Origin of the sequence: Paenibacillus mangrovi (genome assembly GCF_022898935.1) — a bacterium.
Taxonomy (GTDB): Bacteria; Bacillota; Bacilli; order Paenibacillales; family Paenibacillaceae; genus Paenibacillus_AQ; species Paenibacillus_AQ mangrovi.
In genome coordinates this window covers 1-20,391 of sequence record NZ_JALIRP010000005.1, presented here as the reverse complement: position 1 = coordinate 20,391, position 20,391 = coordinate 1, and the positions used below count along the sequence as shown (strand labels likewise).

At 45.9% G+C, this 20,391-nt stretch carries 14 protein-coding genes and 1 rRNA gene; 14 read left to right on the top strand and 1 reads right to left on the bottom strand.

Annotated features, from left to right (window positions below; genetic code table 11):
• Positions 1-6: 6 nt before the first annotated feature.
• The 13 genes from rfbC to MUG84_RS13115 all read left to right on the top strand — a co-directional run bounded on the left by rfbC (position 7) and on the right by MUG84_RS13115 (position 18,653).
• The gene (gene rfbC, locus MUG84_RS13175) at positions 7-552 is read left to right on the top strand and encodes a dTDP-4-dehydrorhamnose 3,5-epimerase (protein WP_244725511.1); all 546 of its coding nucleotides are present in this window, start codon (positions 7-9) and stop codon (positions 550-552) included.
• 18 nt (positions 553-570) lie between these two features.
• Positions 571-1,593, top strand: coding sequence for a dTDP-glucose 4,6-dehydratase (rfbB, locus tag MUG84_RS13170; protein ID WP_244725508.1), 1,023 nt, complete (start codon positions 571-573; stop codon positions 1,591-1,593).
• Positions 1,590-2,459, top strand: a complete 870-nt coding sequence (rfbD, locus tag MUG84_RS13165; protein WP_244725507.1) for a dTDP-4-dehydrorhamnose reductase — start codon at positions 1,590-1,592, stop codon at positions 2,457-2,459. Before rfbB ends, rfbD begins: the two co-directional genes overlap by 4 nt.
• 970 nt (positions 2,460-3,429) lie before the next feature.
• Entirely contained in the window at positions 3,430-4,356 is a 927-nt protein-coding gene (locus MUG84_RS13160; protein WP_244725505.1) for a glycosyltransferase family 2 protein, read from the top strand.
• A 91-nt stretch (positions 4,357-4,447) separates the two neighbouring features.
• Positions 4,448-7,189 (top strand): sulfatase-like hydrolase/transferase, encoded by a 2,742-nt coding sequence (locus MUG84_RS13155; protein ID WP_244725504.1) that lies wholly within the window; start codon positions 4,448-4,450, stop codon positions 7,187-7,189.
• A 94-nt stretch (positions 7,190-7,283) separates the two neighbouring features.
• On the top strand, positions 7,284-8,690 hold the full coding sequence (locus MUG84_RS13150; protein ID WP_244725503.1) for an undecaprenyl-phosphate glucose phosphotransferase: 1,407 nt from the start codon (positions 7,284-7,286) through the stop codon (positions 8,688-8,690).
• A 163-nt stretch (positions 8,691-8,853) separates the two neighbouring features.
• Complete coding sequence (gene pcrB, locus MUG84_RS13145) at positions 8,854-9,531, top strand: heptaprenylglyceryl phosphate synthase (protein WP_425313229.1); 678 nt, start codon at positions 8,854-8,856, stop codon at positions 9,529-9,531.
• Between the two features lie 46 nt (positions 9,532-9,577).
• Positions 9,578-11,905 carry a DNA helicase PcrA gene (gene pcrA / locus MUG84_RS13140; RefSeq protein ID WP_244725500.1) on the top strand — a complete coding sequence of 776 codons (2,328 nt, stop codon included), beginning with the start codon at positions 9,578-9,580 and terminating at the stop codon, positions 11,903-11,905.
• Between the two features lie 46 nt (positions 11,906-11,951).
• Complete coding sequence (gene ligA, locus MUG84_RS13135) at positions 11,952-13,970, top strand: NAD-dependent DNA ligase LigA (RefSeq protein WP_244725498.1); 2,019 nt, start codon at positions 11,952-11,954, stop codon at positions 13,968-13,970.
• Positions 13,971-14,146: 176 nt separating this feature from the next.
• Positions 14,147-14,854, top strand: a complete 708-nt coding sequence (locus tag MUG84_RS13130) for a response regulator transcription factor (RefSeq protein ID WP_244725497.1) — start codon at positions 14,147-14,149, stop codon at positions 14,852-14,854.
• Between the two features lie 24 nt (positions 14,855-14,878).
• Positions 14,879-16,009 (top strand): sensor histidine kinase, encoded by a 1,131-nt coding sequence (locus tag MUG84_RS13125; RefSeq protein WP_244725496.1) that lies wholly within the window; start codon positions 14,879-14,881, stop codon positions 16,007-16,009.
• A gap of 155 nt (positions 16,010-16,164) precedes the next feature.
• Positions 16,165-16,788 (top strand): hypothetical protein, encoded by a 624-nt coding sequence (locus MUG84_RS13120; RefSeq protein ID WP_244725495.1) that lies wholly within the window; start codon positions 16,165-16,167, stop codon positions 16,786-16,788.
• Positions 16,785-18,653 (top strand): transglycosylase domain-containing protein, encoded by a 1,869-nt coding sequence (locus MUG84_RS13115; RefSeq protein WP_244725494.1) that lies wholly within the window; start codon positions 16,785-16,787, stop codon positions 18,651-18,653. The genes MUG84_RS13120 and MUG84_RS13115 overlap by 4 nt, the downstream gene beginning before the upstream one ends.
• A gap of 23 nt (positions 18,654-18,676) precedes the next feature.
• On the opposite strand, the gene MUG84_RS13110 is transcribed toward MUG84_RS13115, so the two are convergent.
• On the bottom strand, positions 18,677-19,924 hold the full coding sequence (locus MUG84_RS13110) for a molybdopterin-dependent oxidoreductase (protein WP_244725493.1): 1,248 nt from the start codon (positions 19,922-19,924) through the stop codon (positions 18,677-18,679).
• A gap of 347 nt (positions 19,925-20,271) precedes the next feature.
• Here MUG84_RS13110 and MUG84_RS13105 point away from each other — a divergent pair.
• Positions 20,272-20,391: ribosomal RNA gene (locus MUG84_RS13105) — 16S ribosomal RNA — on the top strand; the annotation flags it as partial.

Below are 20,391 nucleotides of genomic sequence, written 5' to 3'. Positions count from 1 at the left end.
CCAATCATGAAAGTCACACCTTTACAGCTGCAAGGCGCATGCCTGCTAGAACCGGTTGTCCATGGAGACAGCCGGGGTTTTTTTATGGAAAGCTACAATGAGGCTGTTCTAGAGCAGCAAGGCATCAAATTTAACTTTATTCAAGATAACCAATCATTATCTGCTGAACCTGGTGTTATTCGCGGCTTGCACTACCAGTTGAATCCTAAAGCTCAAACCAAGCTGATTCGTGTTCTTACTGGCGCAATCTATGACGTCATCGTCGATGTCCGTAAAAGTTCCTCTACCTTCGGCCAATGGGTTGGAGTCATTCTAAGTGAACACAACCATTGTCAGCTGCTTGTACCGAAAGGCTTCGCACACGGATTTTGCACGCTAACACCGAACACCCAAGTCCTGTACAAGGTGGACGAATATTATTCTCCCGAGAATGATCGAGGCATATTATGGAATGATCCGGCACTTGGGATCGATTGGCCGACGACCAAACCGATTCTATCGGATAAAGATCAACGTCATCCGCTGCTGCAGGATGCAGATTTGAATTTTTGATTAGGAGGCCGCTTTCTTATGAAACTTCTCGTTACCGGCGGAGCCGGTTTTATCGGCAGTAATTTTGTTTTGTACATGCTTCAACAGCATCCGGATTACCAGATCGTTAATGTGGATTCGTTGACGTATGCAGGTAATTTAGAGAATTTGAAATCGATTGAGAATAAGCCGAACTATACATTTTCAAAAACGGATATTACGGATGCAAAAGCAGTCGATTCGTTGTTCCAACAAGGAATTGATGTAGTTGTTAACTTTGCGGCGGAATCTCATGTGGACCGCAGTATTTTGGAGCCGGAAGTGTTCGTTAAAACTAATGTGTTGGGAACGCAGGTACTTCTGGATGCCGCCAAAAAGTATGGCGTAACGAAATATGTTCAAGTATCTACGGACGAGGTATACGGAACACTTGGTGATACAGGACTTTTTACAGAGAAAACACCGCTGACGCCGAACAGTCCATATTCCGCCAGTAAAGCAGGAGGAGACTTGCTTGTTCGCGCCTATCATGAGACCTTTGGACTGCCGGTGAACATCACCCGTTGCTCCAATAACTATGGGCCATATCAATTTCCAGAGAAATTAATTCCGCTCATCATTTCCCGGGCTTTGAGTGATCAGGCTCTACCAATCTATGGAGATGGTCTGAACATTCGGGATTGGCTTTATGTAGAAGACCATTGCAGCGCAATTGATTTGGTCATTCATAAAGGGCGTGTAGGTGAAGTGTATAACATTGGGGGGAACAACGAGCGGACGAACCTCCACATTGTGAAGACGATTTTGCAGGAGCTGAATAAGCCGGAATCCCTTATTACTTATGTTAAGGACCGTCCTGGGCATGATCGCCGGTATGGCATTGATCCAACTAAGATCACGCAGGAGCTCGGATGGAAGCCTAAGCATAATTTCGAAACGGGAATTAAAGAAACGATCCAGTGGTATCTGAATAATAAAGAGTGGTGGACTCGGATTCAGTCGGGGGAATACCAGGCTTATTATGCCAAACAGTACGCTGAACGGTTAGGAGACTCTCTATGAGAGTCTTGGTAACTGGTGCTGCGGGGCAGTTGGGTATGGATCTTGTGTCTCAATTGCACCAAAAGGGACATGAGGTTAAGGGCTGTGACCGTGCTTCTCTGGATATTACGAATCAAGAGCAGTGCTGGCAGGTAATAGGTGAATTTAAACCCGATGCTGTTATACATTGTGCGGCGTATACCGCAGTGGATGCTGCGGAGACGGACGTAGATGGAGCTTACCGAGTGAATGCTGCCGGCACGAGAAATATAGCTGTGGCAGCCGAAAAAGTAGGGGCCAAGTTCGTGTACATCAGTACGGACTATGTTTTTAACGGCCGTTCTGATGTTCCCTACCAGGAATATGACAATACAGATCCTCAAAGTATATATGGTAAGTCGAAAAGAGCAGGCGAGATTCTTGTGCAAAGCTTGTCATCTCGGTATTTTATTGTGCGTACGTCTTGGGTATATGGTTTGCACGGAAATAACTTTGTAAAAACAATGCTTCGTTTAGGGCAAGAAAAGCCTTTGGTACAGGTTGTGAATGATCAAAAGGGATCGCCAACGTATACGATTGACTTGGCACACTTTTTACTGGAACTTATTTATACCGAGAAATACGGAATTTATCATGCATCCAACAGTGGAGAATGCACATGGTTTGAATTCACACAGGCTATTTTTGAGGAAGCTGAAAAACAGGGGATTAATATAATTGCTCAGCTTGAACCATGTACAACCGAACAATTCCCCCGCCCCGCCCCACGGCCAATTAATTCGGTCATGGATCATTTGTCTATTCGAACGAATGGGTTTTCGGATGTGAGACATTGGAAGGAAGGTCTTATGGAGTTTTTGCAGCAGTTCCAGGTATCGAAACCATAATAATATCAGTGATACAGTCAAGCCTCTCGTCAATGGATACATGATCGAGGGGCTATTTGCGTTGGTACGTAAATTTAAATCATATCTCTTTATAATAGAAAAATAAAAGACACGCTTCATTTAAACGTGCCTGGGGAGGTTGGTTTTACTTTATTATTGGTTGGTTTAATTTTATAAGCTCGCGAAACCGTTCCAGTTTATATGTGTTATAGTTGACTTCAGTCATCGAGTCGGTGTAAAAGCCGAATACGCCCATCTCTTCATAATTTTTTAACTGCTTATAATCATTAATGGTATGAACGTAGGTCTTAACCTTAATATTTGTTAAACTTTCAATAAATTCACGATTTGCCCGACTATAATGCATTGTTACAGCCATGATTTTAGGCGTGTTTTTTACAAACTCAACTACCTGATCATCAGTATCTTTTGATTGATACAGAGTGTAAATATATGATTTGAATTGATAAACGCTCTCTATATACTTATACATGTCCTGAGTGTAAATTTGAGGAATGATTCTATCTATAATGTTTTTATCTCCATTTGCTTCTTTGATAAGTTCTTGGAATTTTTCGATTACTTTATCTTTTTGAGTATCCTATGTAGCTCCATTTATTTCACCCATAGCATGTGAAATAAATGAATAATCTGTCCATGATGCGCTTGGGCTCGCAGTACTTGTTTGCGGTGATAGGAAGGTCAATCCTATAATAATTAATATTGAAGCTAGTTTATTCATAATTTTTCTACTCCGTGTCCTATTTTTTACTGATAATCATTGTATATTCTAATCTGAATTTTGGAAACAATATAGAACTAATCTTTATATACTCCATCTTTTTACCTAAATCCTCCCACCTTCTCTTAGCACATGTGTTATAATGTTGTCGAATGATGTAATATCCCAAACTCTCCCTCTCTTTTGCAAATAGATTATGATTATTTAATTTGTCAGGAAGTGCTTCTATTGGATTTAAGCATTCTTATTGTCAATTATAATACATGCGAGCTTACAATGGATTGTCTTAGTACAGTGCTAGCCTCGGATACGGATTATACCTTTGAAGTCATCGTCATTGATAATAACTCATCGGATAATTCTGTAGAGTCGATTCGGTCGGGTTATCCGGATGTGAAGGTGATCGTGAACACGAACAATACCGGGTTTGCCAAAGCTAACAATCAGGGCATGGTAGCGGCGGCAGGCCGATATGTTCTGCTGTTGAATTCGGATACAGTTGTGCAGAAAGACACGCTTCAGACGATGATGGCCTTTATGGATGGGCACCCTAATGTGGGGGCATCCGGTTGCAAAATCATTTTACCTGACGGTTCTCTCGACAAGGCTTGCAAGCGCGGGTTCCCCACGCCATCGGCTTCATTTTATTATGCCTTCGGTTTTTCAAAGCTGTTTCCGGATAATCCGAAGTTTAATCAATATCAGTTAGGACATCTTGACCCGGATCAGGAGTACCCAGTGGATTGTTTGGTCGGGGCGTTTATGCTGGTGCGGCGGGAAACACTGGAACAAGCCGGAGGGCTTGATGAGACCTTCTTTATGTACGGTGAGGATATTGACTGGTGCTACCGGATCAAGCAGGCAGGCTGGGATATTTATTACTACCCGAAAACGACAATTGTGCATTACAAAGGTGGCAGTGCCCGAAGACGCCCGGTACGTATCATTTATGAATTTCATCATGCCATGATCATTTTTCATCGTAAACATTATCGGAATCAATATAATGCTTTGACAAATGGGCTGATATATACGGGAGTAGGTTTGAAATTCCTTATGTCCCTTATTAAAAATAAGCTATTTATCAATCCGGCTTCATTTTCGGAGAGTAGAAGAAATAAGGAAAAAGTGGCACCTAGGTCACTTTATAAATAGGAAGGAGATGGTTGATTTTTTATACTGAATTTCTATCGAAATTCAATTCTCCTTGTGTATTATTTGACAGAAAGAGATGAGTATATCACAGATGAAGTTTACAAAATGTTTTTTCTTATTCTTCTGCCTTATTATTTTTGGGGGATTCGCTGGGGATGTAATGGCTGAAGGGAGCTGTTCTTCGAAAATAGCAGCTATAAATTCAAATGAAATTTCAATTGATACATCTTATAAGAAAAAGATTGATAATAGCGTAGAACTAAAATTGATTAACACAGGGGAAAAAGTTTGGAGTAAGGACAAGATCAGACTGTCTTACCACCTGATGGATAGGAATAATGAAATTATTTTAAATGATGGCGTCAGAACGCCTCTTCCAAAGGACATAAAACCTGGTGAATATGTGATTGTGATTCCCAATATTGAGATACCTTCGGACATAAATTTATTACATAAGGAACTTTATATCCAGTTCGATTTAGTAGAAGAGGGTGTACAATGGTTTTCAGAATTAAATACTGAAAATAGTTTGGTAGTACCTATTAAATTCATAAAAAATTATGATTTTGAAATTGTAAAACCAATAAAGGATATTTCTGTATGGGGAAAGGAACCAAAACAAGTTAAGATAAGAATTAAAAATACAGGGAGTGCTAGGTGGGAGACATATTCGGGTATTAGCTTTTCTTATGACTTGTTAGATAAAGAAAAAAAAGTTGTTGTTCATGACGGATTTAGAAGTGCACTTCCAAACTCAGTTGGGCCGGGTGAAGAAGTAGATTTAAATGTAAATATCAACTTTCCTGGACACACAGGGGACTATACAATTCAATGGGATATGGTGAATGAAGGAGTAGGATGGTTTGGAAATGGAGAGATTATCCCAGACAAACAAACCGATATTACATTTCATTCAAAGCTGTGGTTATATTTATTCTATTTTCTGGCCGCTGTGCTAATAGTATATTTCATTAATTTATTTATCACCTATTTTAAAACGAAGAAATGGGAATTTAGAAAAAGCCTTAGTTTAATGAATCATTTCTACATCAGAAACATTGATATTATCTGGGTAACGCTCAGTCTATATTTAAAGGTTAAATGGAGTACACTTGAAATCTGTGGAAATATTAACACCAATATATTTATATTTTTGGGAGCAATTCTAACAGGGTTAGTTATAAACTGTTTTACGAACTATAAAGTGAGAGCTTTTGTAAGCGTACTTATTAATTGTCTAGTAAGTTTGCTTCTTTTCAGTGATTTGGTCTATTACCTTTATTTTAATGACGTAATAACTACAGGGACTATTTTTAATGCTTCACAGCTTACAGATGTAACTGATAGTATTTCAAGTCTCATTAATTATAAATACGTGGTTTATATGTTCAGTGATATTATTTTAATGATTATAGTTTGTATTGTTGTGAATGCTATCTTTCACAAGGAAAGAATTTTAAAAAAGAGTAGAGTTTTATATTCTCTTATTGGGATAATGGTGGTTATTGGAATTTCTGGTCTGGTGTTCAGTAATTTGGCCAAGGAAGATCTATTCGAAAAGAAATATCAGAATAAGTTAATTGCTCAGGATATAGGGCTAGCTAACTTTCATCTCTATGATTTTACTACGTACATGATCCAAAAGTTCAGTAATATTTCTCCAACTGAATATGCAAAAATTAATGAATGGAAATTAAAAAAGAATTCTGATCAGTACGACCAATATTTTGGAATTGCACGAAATAAGAATGTAATTCTTATTCAGTCTGAAGCACTACAAAGCTTTGTGATCAATTTAAGTTATAATAATCAAGTCATAACACCAAATTTAAATAAATTTGCCCAAAACAATTTGTACTTTAACAATTTTTATGATCAAACGGGTCCAGGAAGAACGTCAGATGCTGAATTTATGTCCCTAAACTCGATGTTTGGATTACAGAGTGGTTCAGTTTACACAACTTATAATCATAATCAATTTGATTCACTCCCCAAAATATTGAATGATAACGGGTACAGTACAATGTCAGCTCACGGCTATAATGGCTCATTCTGGAACAGAAGAGAAATGCACGCTTTACAAGGTTTTCAAAAGTCATTGTTTGAAGAAAATCTAGTAATGGAAGAAAAAATTGGTTGGGGTTTGTCAGACAGAACGTTTTTCTTGCAGAGTGTAGATCAAATAAAGAAATTACCAGAACCTTATTTTTCTTTCCTAATTACATTGAGCAATCATCATCCATACAATGAAGTGCTTCCCAATTCACTAAACTTGGGGGAACTGGAGGGCACAGTCGTAGGTAATTATCTAAATAGTGTTCATTATGCCGATTTTGCATTTGGTGAACTAATAAATGAACTCAATAAAAGTGGAATCCTGGAGAACACGGTGATTGCATTGTATGGTGATCATGATGCGGGTATTTCATTAGAAGAATTATCTACGATATTAGACATCAAAGATACGCCAGAACAACAACTATCAATAGATAAAGTTCCTTTCATTCTTCACATTCCAGGTATAAATAGTGGCCAAATTATTGAAACAAATACCGGTCATCTTGATATTACTCCAACATTACTGCATATTTTGGGAATCAATCACAGCAATAATGTCTTTTTAGGAGAAAACATGTTTTCTAAAACGTCTCCTGTTATTTTTAGAAATGGAAATTTTATCGGGAAGGATTTTGTGTCAAATGATGGTGTTTGCCAAAGAAATAATGCCCAAAATCAGTGTGAAAGTATAGCTTCTGAGGTTAATGAAAAAATATGGACCTCTGATACCATATTAAGATATAACCTAACGAAGAAACTACTGAACACGAATTAGTATAAAGCTTTATATTCAATCGCGAGTTTGCAATTAATTTGTAAAATCAGAATTTACTCATCTTTGATGAGAATCCGAACAAGGAGGTGGGCATGTGATCCGCAAAAACCAGCAATTTTTGACGCAAATGTATGTTTTGACGGATTTTGTGTTCATTCAAATTTCGTTCCTTCTGGCTTGGTGGATTCGTTTCAAGAGTGGCTGGATTCCTAAAAGCAGTCCGCTACCGATCGAAACCTATGCCATGTGGAGTTTTATTTATGGAGCCATTGCCGTCGTTACAGGGATGTTGATTGCATTATATTCGCCGAAGCGCAAAAAACGTTTTGCGGATGAGTTTATTAAAATCATTCAGGTTCATTCCATCAGCATTTTCGTTTTGCTCAGCTTGATGTTTTTCGTGAAGGAAGTCAACATCTCACGTTCCTATCTGGCCATTTATATGATTTCATTGGTCATGTTCATCTTGTTTTACCGTTACGTCCTAAAAGTATCCCTGAAGATCGTTCGGGAAAAGGGCTATAATCGTCAGTTTGTACTCATTATTGGTGCAGGCACGCTCGGTAGAAGATTCTATCATAACCTTCGGCAATATCCGGAAATGGGTTACGAAGTGATTGGCTTCCTTGATGATTATCAGCAGTGGGACAGTTTGGAGGAGCAGCGGTATAAGCCGATTCTGGGTAACGTAGACGACCTCTCCACCGTTTTGGAAGAGAAGCTGATCGACGAGGTGATTCTGGCGCTTCCGCTGGATGCGCACTCGAAGTACGCGAAGATCATCAGTTTGTGTGAAAAAGCGGGCGTCCGCACGCTCATCATTCCTGACTTTTTTGATTACCTTCCGGCACGGCCTTATTTTGATAACTTTGCTGGAATGCCGACGATCAATGTGCGAGATATTCCGCTCGATATGGCGGCTAACCGGATGTTTAAGCGTCTGTTTGATATCGCGTTTTCCAGCTTTGCCATTATCTTGACGTCGCCGATGATGCTGGCGATTTGGATTGGGGTAAAGGTTACTTCGCCGGGACCGGTTATTTTTAAGCAGGAGCGGGTGGGGCTGAATCGGCGAAACTTTATGATGTATAAATTCCGTTCGATGAAGCAGCTTCCGCCAGGTACAGAGGATAGAGGATGGACGACAGAAAATGATCCTCGGCGTACGAAATTCGGTTCGTTCCTGCGCAAGACCAGCTTGGATGAACTGCCGCAATTTTTTAATGTGCTGTTCGGTCATATGAGCGTCGTGGGCCCGAGACCGGAGCGACCTTATTTCGTGGATCAGTTCCGGGAGGAAGTTCCAAAATACATGGTGAAGCATCATGTCCGTCCGGGGATTACCGGTTGGGCGCAAAGTAATGGCTTACGCGGAGACACCTCCATCGAGGAACGCATTAATCACGACATTTTTTACATAGAAAATTGGTCTCTTTTATTTGATATTAAAATTATTTTCAAAACGATCCGCAACGGGTTTGTTAATAAAAATGCATACTAGCTTGGTTAAAAAAAGCGGCGTGATATCACGCTGCTTTTTCTATCCATCTGGAAATTCCATAAAATTGTTCGCATTCCATGCGAACAGAAATTGACACTCCTCCCGCGCTGTCATAGACTAGATTTATGAAGAAAAAGTCGTGGAGGAATGACGTTTGAAGCAGATGATTAAACCCTGGAGACATGTCTTTAAGCTGGACCCGGACCGGGAAATAGATGATAACGCGCTGGAAGCGATATGCATGTCCGGAACTGACGCCATTATGGTAGGCGGCTCAAGCGGCGTGACGTATGACAATACGGTGGATTTGCTGGCGCGGGTGCGACGTTATGAGGTTCCATGCGTGCTGGAGGTTTCCAATCTGGAGATGGTTGTGCCCGGCTTCGATCTGTACATGATTCCGATGGTAATGAATACGGCGGACTCGATGTGGATTACTGGCCATCACCAACGGGCTGTGGATGAATACGGCTATATGATTCCGTGGGATCTGCTCGTTCCCGAAGGCTATATCATTTTGAACCCTGATTCGACCGTAGCCCAGATGACCGGTGCCCAGACTGATTTGGATGCGTCCGGCGCTGCTGCCTATGCACAGGTGGCGGACAAGCTGATGTCACTACCTGTGGTGTATGTCGAGTATAGCGGGAGCTTTGGAGACATGGATACGGTTAAGAAAATACATCAATCCGTACAGACCGCCAAGGTATTCTACGGGGGCGGCATTCATGATGCGGAAACTGCAGCTAAGGCGGCAGCCGTCTGTGATACAATCGTGGTCGGAAACGCGGTATATGATAACTTGAAACAGGCGCTGCTCACCGTCAAAGCCGTGAAATAAGCGCGGCAGAATACGAAAAAACACATTCAGGAAGGAGCATGCGCGCATGCAACCGATTGATATACAACAAGCTATTAAAAAACTGAATCCACCGCAGCAGCAGGCCGTCGAAGCGACGGAAGGACCGCTGCTGATTTTGGCTGGAGCGGGAAGCGGCAAGACGCGGGTGCTGACGCACCGCATTGCTTATCTGATCGCCACCCGCAAAGCTCCGCCTTGGGGCGTTTTGGCGATTACTTTTACCAATAAAGCAGCCCGTGAGATGCAGGAGCGTGTCACCAAGCTGGTCGGAGGCGAAGGCCGCGACATCTGGGTATCCACATTCCACTCCATGTGCGTGCGTATTCTCCGCAAGGATATCGATCGGATCGGCTTTAACTCTAACTTCACCATTTTGGACTCGACAGACCAACTGTCGCTCGTCCGCAACTGCATGAAGGATTTGAACCTCGATACGAAAAAATTTGAACCGAAAGCCGTTCTTTCCCTGATCAGCACCGCCAAGAATGAGTTGATCACGCCAGCGCAGTATGAGCAAAAAGCCGGCGACTACATTGAAAGCATTGCAGCCAAAGTATACACCATGTACCAGCGCCGTCTTAAAAGCAACAACTCTCTGGACTTTGACGATCTGATCATGGCGACGATCCAGCTGTTTAAGGAAGTGCCTGAGGTTCTTGATTTCTACCAGAAAAAATTCCAGTACATTCACGTTGACGAATATCAGGATACCAACCGTGCGCAGTATATGCTCTGCCGGATGCTGGCTGATGGCCATCACCGGATTTGCGTGGTCGGCGACAGCGACCAGTCCATTTACAGATGGCGCGGTGCGGATATCAGCAACATTCTCAACTTCGAGGAAGACTACCCTGAAGCACGGACGATCATGCTCGAGCAGAATTATCGTTCCACTTCCACGATTCTGAATGCAGCGAACGAAGTCATTAAGCAGAACAGCGGACGTAAGCCGAAGAAGTTGTGGACGGACCAGGGCGACGGCGCCAAGATCAAGGTCTACCGCGCCGATTCGGAGCATGATGAGGGGTATTTCGTGACCTCGGAAATCAACAAGAACGTCAAGCAGGGCAAGTCCTATCAGGATCATGCTATTTTGTACCGCACGAACGCCCAGTCCCGGGTCATAGAGGAAATTCTGATCAAGTCGGATATCCCGTACCAGATCGTAGGAGGCATCAAGTTCTATGATCGCAAAGAGATTAAGGACATTCTCGGGTATCTACGTCTCATTTCCAACCCGGATGATGATCTCAGTTTGGCCCGTGTCATTAATGTGCCGAAAAGAGGCATCGGCGACACCAGCGTAGCTAAGCTCAGCGCGGCGGCTGCCGAACGTGGAGTTTCTATTTTCCAAGTGCTCGCTGTTGTAGACGATCTTGGTTTCGCCGGTAGGACGCGTAATGCACTCGTGGAATTCTATGATATGATCGCAGCGCTGAACCAAATGGTAGACTATCTATCCGTCACAGAGCTCACCGAAAAAATGCTGGAGATGAGCCAGTACCGCATCGAGATGCAGCGCGAAAATACGATCGAATCACGGTCGCGCCTCGAGAATATCGACGAGTTCTTGTCCGTTACGATGGAATTCGAGAAAAATAATGACGACAAGTCGCTTGTATCCTTCCTGACGGATCTTGCTCTGATTGCTGACATCGATTCGATGAACGACGAGGAAGAGGACCAGTCTGATGCCGTGATTCTCATGACCATGCACAGCGCGAAAGGTCTGGAGTTCAAGGTCGTGTTTATCGTCGGAATGGAGGAGGGCGTATTCCCTCACAGCCGCGCATTTCAGGACAACGAGGAGCTGGAAGAGGAACGCCGCCTTGCCTATGTCGGCATTACACGTGCGGAACAACAGCTGTTTCTGTCCTGCGCGCAGATGCGTACCCTTTTTGGCCGCACGACGGCCAATCCGCCTTCGCGCTTCCTGGATGAGATTCCCGAGGAGCTCAAAGAGGACACGGGCGTAGCCCGTGACCGTTACCGCCGCGGCGGCAACATCGGCGGCTCGTATGGTGGTCGTGGTTTCGGCAGTGGCGGGAGCAATTTCGGACGGAGTGCCGGGAACTCATCCTTAAGCGGTTCGACTGCAACGGCTTCCGGTTCGCAGGCCAAAGCGACCGTGACGACCTCCGTACCGCACAAGGCAGCGGCTGTGGGCAGCACGGCGGATCTGACTGCGCTGAAGGCTGGCGATAAAGTATCTCATGGCAAATGGGGTACAGGCACCGTCGTATCGGTCAAAGGCAGCGGGAACGATACCGAGCTGCAGATCGCTTTTCCTGCTCCTGTCGGCGTGAAACGCCTGCTAGCAGGGTTTGCACCAATCACGAAAGTGGAAGAATAGAGCCCTAATATATTAAAAATTATTGTGACGGAGGGATGATCCCCGCATGGATCCGATGTTTACCATGGAGCAGCTCGTCGCCGAGCTGAATAAGTACAACTATCATTATTACACGCTGGATAAGCCGCTGATCAGTGATAAAGAATACGATGCTTTGTATGACCAGCTGGTAGCCTTGGAGAAGGAGAGCGGCATGACATTGCCGGATTCCCCTACCCAGCGCGTCGGCGGCGAACTGCTGAAGGGATTTGCACAGCACCGTCATCTGGCTTCGCTCTGGAGTCTGGATAAAGCGCAAAATGTCGAGCAGCTCGCAAGCTGGAACGCACGGGCTGCCAAACTTGTGGCCGACTATAACAGCAAAAATCCAGGTAACCCGCTGCCAGAGCTGAGCTATGCGGTGGAGCTGAAGTTCGACGGGCTGACGCTGAACCTGACCTATACGGACGGCAGGCTGGTGCAGGCGGCGACCCGCGGCAACGGCGTCGTTGGCGAAGGCATCCTGGCTCAAGTTAAAACGATCAAATCTGTACCGCTCAGTATTCCGTATAAGGACGGCACGATTGAAGTGCAGGGCGAAGGGATTATGAACCTCTCGGTGCTGGAGAGCTATAACCAAACGGCTGCCGAGCCGCTGAAAAATGCCCGTAACGCCGCAGCCGGCGCGCTCCGCAACCTGAATCCGAAGGTCACGGCGGAACGCCGCCTGAGCGCTTTCTTTTACAACGTTGGCTACTCCGACAACATCCGTTTTGACAGTCATAAGGAAATGATGGACTTTTTGCGGGATAATCATTTTAAAGTGAATCCGTTTATCACGTACTTCCAGAACTTTGACGATGTCGTGGAGCAGTTGCAGGACATCCAGGAACGCCGCTCGGGCCTGGATTACCTCATCGACGGGGCTGTCATTAAGATCGTGGATATGCGTACCCGGGAAGCCTTAGGCTACACGGACAAATTCCCGCGTTGGGCCGTCGCCTTCAAATTTGAAGCGGAAGAGACAACGACTGTGCTTGAATCGGTATCCTGGGAAGTAGGCCGTACAGGCAAAATCACCCCGGTTGCGCGCGTCGAGGCGGTTGAGCTTGCCGGCGTAACGGTACAGAACTGTACGCTGAACAATATCGGCGATATCGAAAGGAAAAATCTGAAGCATGCGCTCGGTACCCGCGTCTTTATCCGCCGCTCTAATGACGTCATTCCGGAAATTCTGGGCAAGGTGACCGAGGAAAGCGACGGCGAAGAGATCGTTTATCCGGAGCACTGCCCAGCCTGTGGATCCCCGCTGGAGCAGCGCGGTGCCCATTTGTTCTGTAACAATAATTTGGAATGCAAACCGCAGATTATCGGGAAGATCACCCATTTTGCCTCCAGAGATGCGATGGATATCGAGACTTTTAGCGTCATGACGGCCGAGCAGCTGTACAATGAGCTGAATGTGCGCGAGCCTGCGGACCTCTATACGCTGACGTTTGAGGATCTGATCAAGCTGGACCGTTTTGGCGAGAAGAAGGCGAACAATCTGCTGGCCTCCCTGGAAAAGAGCAAAAGCCGGGATCTGGCATCCTTCCTGTTTGCCTTGGGCATCCCGAACACCGGCAAGTCGACGACCAAAATGCTCGCTGAGCATTTCCGTGATTTGCATGCCGTGATGAACGCTACCGCAGAAGAATTGGTAGCACTCCCGGATGTGGGCGGCATCGTCGCCGACAGTATTGTAGGCTTTTTCGCAGATCCGATGATCAAGGCGGGTATTGAAAAAATGCTTTCCCTAGGTGTAGAAGCCAAAGCACCGGAAGCACCGAGAGTGGTGAGCACGGATTCCTTCTTCAGCGGCAAAACGGTCGTCCTTACCGGTACGCTGCATCAGCTGACCCGGGACGAGGCCGCAGAGAAGCTGGAAGCACTCGGCGCGAAAATCACCGGCAGTGTGTCCAAGAAGACAGACCTGGTGATTGCAGGCGAGAAGGCCGGCAGCAAGCTGGCTAAAGCCCAGCAGCTCGGTATTCAGGTCATTGAAGACGAGAACGAATTTATCCGCCTTTTGAATACAGAAGCATAACTTCATACGAAACACGTTAGTAAGCAGGGAAGTCCTGGTTCATGGCAACATGAGCTCAGGACTTTTTTGCGTTATTCAGAAAGTTGCGCATCCATTTTCATAGAGTCATAGGATTGGAATCTTTGTTAATATAAAGGAAATATGAATTCATTATCCATTCGAAAGGACTCTTCCCCGTGAGAAAAGAAACCATTTTGCTCGTTGATGATGAAAAAGAAATCGTGAAGCTGCTCGATATTTATTTGGCTAATGAGGGGTACCGTTTGCTTAAAGCCTATGACGGGACAGAAGCGCTGCGCTGGCTGGAACAGGAAGAGGTGGATCTCATTATTCTGGATGTCATGATGCCGAAGATGGATGGAATCGCCGCCTGCATGAAGATCCGTGAAGAGCGCAACGTGCCGATCATCATGCTGTCTGCGAAGAATACGGACATGGACAAAATCCACGGACTCAGCATCGGAGCTGATGACTATGTCGGCAAGCCTTTTAATCCGCTGGAGCTTGTGGCCAGAGTGAAATCACAGCTGCGCCGCTACCATAAATTTAATAGAGAAACACATGTTCAAGCTGGAGAAAATCAGCTGGTATTCGAAGATTTGGTCATCGATATCAGCAAGCACGAGGTTCATGTGAACGGATGCAATGTCAAACTGACACCACGGGAGTTTGCGATTCTGGAACTTCTGGCCAAATATCAGGGGCAAGTGCTCAGCATGGAGCAGATATACAACAATGTATGGAATGAGCCTTTCCTGGATGGAGGCAACACCGTCATGGTCCATGTACGCAAAATCCGCGAGAAAATCGAAAATGATCCGAAACGCCCGCGCTACGTGCAAACGGTGTGGGGAGTCGGTTATAAATTGGACAATCCGTCCTAAAGCGCTGGAGGTGAAACCTACATTATGCATGCAAAATATATCAGTACGATCCGCTGGAAGTTCATTTGGGCTTTTATATTAAGCATTCTATCAGGGGCAGGCCTGCTCACGGCTGGATATAAGCTGGTAAACTCCACGGTCTATTTAAGCCCGGAGCGCAATCCCTCCCCCTTTACGATGATGTTGAAGTGGGTTATTAATCATATCGGTTCGGGACCGGTGCTGTTTGCTGCAGGCATTGTTAGTTTTCTCATTTTCTTTTTTTTATTCACACGGAAAATCATCTCTTATCTCGAGGAGATCACATCGGGAATCCAGCAGATCACCAAGCTGGGAGAATCCCACCGGATCGAGGTCAGAACAACGGACGAACTGGGCGTACTGGCAGAGAACATCAACATCATGTCCGAGCGGCTGCAGCATTCCCTGATCGAAGAGCGAGCTGCGGTTCAAGCGAAAAACGAGCTCATCACAGGCGTCTCTCACGATTTGCGCACACCGCTTACGTCGATTCTCGGCTTTCTGGAGTACGTTGAGCAAGATCGCTGCCGTGACGAGATGGAGCTTCGGTATTACGTCGATATTGCCTATCAAAAAACGCTCGTGCTGCGCAAGCTGATCGACGATTTGTTCGAATATACGCGCGTGAACAGCGGTGGATTGCCTCTCGTGCTGGAGCCTCTAGATCTGAAGGCTTTTATCGGGCAGCTGGTCGATGAAGCCGTTCCGGAGCTGAACATGGCAGGCATGACCTATACAATGAACGATTATACGGATGAAGCGTTATGGATTCAGGCGGCGCCGTATGAATTGGTGAGAGCTTATGAGAATCTGATTGCCAATGCGATCCGGTACGGCAAAGCAGGAAAAAAGCTGGAGATTTCCTTTGAACGCCAAGATGATGAGGCCGTTGTGCGGATCAGCAATTTTGGGGAAGTGATCGCCGAAAGCGATCTTCCGCATATTTTTGAACGCTTTTACCGGGCAGAGCGCTCCCGCTCGCAGCATACTGGCGGCTCGGGTCTTGGACTCGCCATTGCGAAGGGAATCATCGACCGTCATCATGGCATAATTACAGCACAAAGCGATATGTACCGAACGGATTTTATCACCTGCTTCCCGCTCTCCAAGGAACCTCTATCGAAAACAGGCTAAAATAGCTGTAGGATGGCGATGGCATCCCGAACTATACTTTCGCGTGATATTAAGAGAATGTTAAGAATTTTCAGGCTGTTTCTTAAGATTTAGCCGATATCCTTTTTTGCATAGAGTGATGAAGGGTTGCTTATATGCAAGGAGGGATTGAGGTTTTGAAAAGAGTGCTAACGGTACGCGCAGGTTACTTGTATATCTTTATGGGAAGCCTGCTGCTCAGCGGTATTTCTCTTTTTTTGGTGTATAGCACTTTCGCTTATGTCTACGCACATGTTTCACCTGATTCGTTTGGGGCCAGGACATCGCATTGGCTGATGAATCATATCGGCAGAACGCCCATAGCCGTCTTCATTTTTCTAACCATATTCACCGCTATATTTATGCTTCGATCGCAAAAGACGGCTGATGATATGAAGTCACTTCTAAAAGCCGCAGAAGGGCTGGCGAATAAAGGTTCTTTTCAGAAACTGGAGGTTGCATCACTGGGAGAACTGAAGGAATTGGCTGCTCATTTGCACCACATAAACCAGTCAGGCGTTCCCTCGCCGGCAGGTATACTGCCCCCACCTCAGGTCACCAATGAAGCGCCGGCCATTCCGCTCGGAAATGATGAGATCATGGCGCTGATCTTAAGGATTAGATCGCTGCTTCGTGCATTGGATGACGTGGAGTCTATCAGAAATGGTCCCGATGATACAGGACAGTTCGACATGGAAACAGTGAAGCGGGAGGCGCTTGGGATGGAGAGGCTCCTGGAGAGCCTGATGACTGCGTCATGAGTGGCTTGCAGGCTGTCGTTAGACGAAAGCTTCTGAGGAGCTTTTACTATGCGTTTGACTTGGCGGTGATCTTGGCGGCTCTGGTATTGGCTGGGCTGTTCTACGTTCATGAATACGGAGGAATCGTGCTGGGGCGTTATCCTGAGAAATTAGTACTCCGGGAATCAAGCGTTATTACTGCCTCGGATGGAACGGTTCTGCGCAAAATTCCTCTGCCAGAATCGGGCTATAGAGTAACGGCGGAACTAGAGGAAATGCCAGATTTGCTGATTGATACCTTTCTTGCTGTGGAAGACCGCAGCTTCTATCTTCATCACGGATTGGATTACAAAGGGATTGCCCGCGCAATATTAAACAATACAGCCCATTTTCAGGTATCGGAAGGAGGCAGCACCATCACCCAGCAGCTGGCACGGAATCTTTTTCTAAACCGGGATAAAAATATGCTGCGCAAGCTGAACGAGGCCTCCCTTGCTCTGGCTTTGGAGAAGCGGCTGTCCAAACATGATATTTTGCAGCTATATCTGAATCAGATCTATATGGGGGATAGTCAGCATGGCGTGAAGGCGGCGGCTGAGCACTATTTCGGGATTTCTGATTTGAAAAAGCTTGATATCATGCAGATCGCTGCATTGGCTGCCATTCCGAAGGGACCTTCCATCTATAATCCGTTAGGCGATAGTGAGCTGCCCGTGAAAAGGCGGGAGCTTGTGCTTGGCATCATGCGGCAGCAGGGGTTGATTACCGGCGAAGAGATGATGGCTGCGGTTCATGAGGAATATAAGCCGCCCGCGGCAGTTAACAATAAAACGATCGGTGCTTCATATATCGATGCCGCACTTCAGGAAGCTACGAGGCTCACCGGCAAATCGAGGGAAGAACTGCAAACAGGAGGTTATACCATTGTTACGGGGATGAACAGGGCAGCCCAAAGCGCGCTGGAAGAGTCGTTCCGTAATCCAGATCTATTTCCCCCGAACGGAAAAGATCAGCAGGTTGAGGCGGCTATGGTGATGATCGATCACCGGACCGGCGAAATCGTAGCATTAACTGGAGGGCGTAATCCGGTGACAGGGGGGCTGAATAGGGCGGTGATTGACGCGCGGCAGCCAGGCTCTGCTTTTAAGCCGATTATTGTTTACGGGCCAGTGCTGGAGAGCGGTTTTTATACTCCCGAGAGTATGCTTCAGGATCGTCAGGCTGCTTATGGAAGTTATAAACCCGAAAACCTGAATGGTACTTACCAAGGCCAAATGAGTATGAAGCAAGCCCTTCAGCAGTCCGTCAACGCCCCAGCCGTGTGGTTGCTGCAGCAGGTAGGCATTTCAAAGGCGCAGAAGTTTGCTGCAAAGCTCGGCATAGAGCTGACCCAGGAGGACTATAATCTGTCCATTGCTCTTGGAGGGGTACATACAGGGGTCTCGCCCTTGAAAATGGCACAGGCATACAGTGTATTTGCCAGCGGCGGGTTTTTTCGTGAAGCCCATATGGTGCGACAGATAAAAGATTCAAAAGGTAGGGTGCTGTATTCGCATCATTCCAATGAACGCCAAGCCATCTCGCCTTTAACGGCGGAGAGAATGACGGGCATGCTGCGAAGCGTGGTTAATGAGGGAACAGGCAAAAAAGCATGCATGAACCGTCCGGTTGCCGGAAAAACGGGTACAACCCAGTTGGATCTGCCTGGCATAAGCAGCAAGGCGAACCGCGATCTGTGGTTTGTCGGTTATACTCCGGAATGGACGGCTGCTGTTTGGATGGGATTTGACCGGACGGACCAGAATAACTATATGACCGCAGGCAGCGGGAAGGCCGCCGCCTTATTTTCAGCAGTCATGAGCAAGGCATTAGAGGGGTATAAATAGATGGCGCCAATGGAGAAAGTGATTCATGACCGCTTTGAGTCAGGAACCCATGCATCCTTATCGTAACCACGGACTTCCCAATACCCGACATGGTCCTCAGCAATGAGCTCAATCCGGTTGAGCCATTTGACGGACTTGTAGGCGTACATTTGTGGGACGACCAGTCGGACAGGGCCCCCAAGATCGCTTGGAATCGGCTTTCCATCGAGCATGACTGCGACCATAATATCATTCATCTGAGCCTGTTCCAACGATAAAGAATCGGTATATTCGCCATCGCCTGAGTAGAACTTGACCGTTTGGGCTGAGGCTTGAACACCGGCTTGTTCGAGGAGTTGCTTTAGCGAGATACCTTCCCAAGTATTATTGTAGACGGACCATCCGGTAACGCAGTGAAAGTCGCTGACCTGTACGGTGCGCTGTAGCTTCACGAACTCCTCCCAGTTCCACTTCAGCGGCTTATTCACGAGACCATCCACGGTAAAAGACCAGTTTGAATTATCGAATGTGGGAATTGGCGTTACCGTATAGATCCGGAAGCTTCCTTTGGAGCCTCCGCCAACCGGAGGAAGGGATGCTGCCGCAGGCTGTGGAGCGGGAACCAAATGGTTGTCGTCCTGCTGAACAAGATTTTCGACATTCGCGTCAAAGCTGAGACTGGATGCCAGCCATTTAACAAAAGACGGACCGAGTGTTACAGCAAACCCCAATCCGATTGCCGATCGGATAAAGGCTCTGCGGGTATACAATGGCTGGGATGCTGACGAAGGTGTAACGGTGTTTAGTGGCCTGTCGGTGCGGACTGTCCGCCGATGGGGCTCTTTTAGCCAACGTGTGCGGGTAATAGAATGATAGATCATATAGGGAAGCCCAATCCAGGTAAACGCATCATGAATGGTCAAGGCAGGGTTGGACCAGGCTGGTCCGAAAGTGCGGAACTGCCAGAGGACGACTCCGGAGAGGAACCAGCCTGCCATAATAAAGAGAACAATAAGTACATTCCATTTCTGAGCAGGGCGGCCTTTGAGAAGAGACCAATGCTTGCCGGCCAGCGAAAGATAATATAGAACAGGAAGCAGCAGCGCAAGACCAACACCGAGATGAAGCCACTTCAGCCATACTCTACCCGCTCCTAAAATCTCTCTCCAGGTTCCCCATGGGAGTATCAAACCGCTGAATGCAAGAAAGGCAATCATCCAGGCGTTCCAGCGGTGTACGGCGGCGAGCTTCTTGCCAATACCTTTGCTAATCTTTTTCAGCCAATGATTCATGGTCAGCCCCCTGTATATTGTTATTGTAAATAAGATGCTTTTTATATGGCTTTTACGAATAATAGGAATAAGTAAACATTAACATATTTTAAATTTAAAAAAATAGTTGCATTATGTATGATATCCATGGTATATTATTTCTTGCCGCTGAACACGGCGGGCTTTCGAAACAAACAACATTAACTAAATAAGTGTTGACTTGGTTGAGAGAGTATGATATAATAAAATCCTGCTTCGGCGAAAAGATTGTCGAATGAAGCAGAAAACAAGTTCTTTGAAAACTGAACAAATAGATGATGTTTTAAATGAGAATTATTTCTCGTCAGATTCAAAATGAGTCACAAACTTTCTTGGAGAGTTTGATCCTGGCTCAGGACGAACGCTGGCGGCGTGCCTAATACATGCAAGTCGAGCGGACTTGATGAGGAGCTTGCTCCTCTGATGGTTAGCGGCGGACGGGTGAGTAA

Coding starts and splice junctions, on each gene's coding strand:
- rfbD (WP_244725507.1), top strand. CDS start 1,590: ATGAGAGTCTTGGTAACTGGTGCTGCGGGGCAGTTGGGTATGGATCTT.
- MUG84_RS13155 (WP_244725504.1), top strand. CDS start 4,448: ATGAAGTTTACAAAATGTTTTTTCTTATTCTTCTGCCTTATTATTTTT.
- pcrA (WP_244725500.1), top strand. CDS start 9,578: ATGCAACCGATTGATATACAACAAGCTATTAAAAAACTGAATCCACCG.
- rfbC (WP_244725511.1), top strand. CDS start 7: ATGAAAGTCACACCTTTACAGCTGCAAGGCGCATGCCTGCTAGAACCG.
- MUG84_RS13125 (WP_244725496.1), top strand. CDS start 14,879: ATGCATGCAAAATATATCAGTACGATCCGCTGGAAGTTCATTTGGGCT.
- pcrB (WP_425313229.1), top strand. CDS start 8,854: ATGATTAAACCCTGGAGACATGTCTTTAAGCTGGACCCGGACCGGGAA.
- MUG84_RS13110 (WP_244725493.1), bottom strand. CDS start 19,924: ATGAATCATTGGCTGAAAAAGATTAGCAAAGGTATTGGCAAGAAGCTC.
- ligA (WP_244725498.1), top strand. CDS start 11,952: ATGGATCCGATGTTTACCATGGAGCAGCTCGTCGCCGAGCTGAATAAG.
- MUG84_RS13115 (WP_244725494.1), top strand. CDS start 16,785: ATGAGTGGCTTGCAGGCTGTCGTTAGACGAAAGCTTCTGAGGAGCTTT.
- rfbB (WP_244725508.1), top strand. CDS start 571: ATGAAACTTCTCGTTACCGGCGGAGCCGGTTTTATCGGCAGTAATTTT.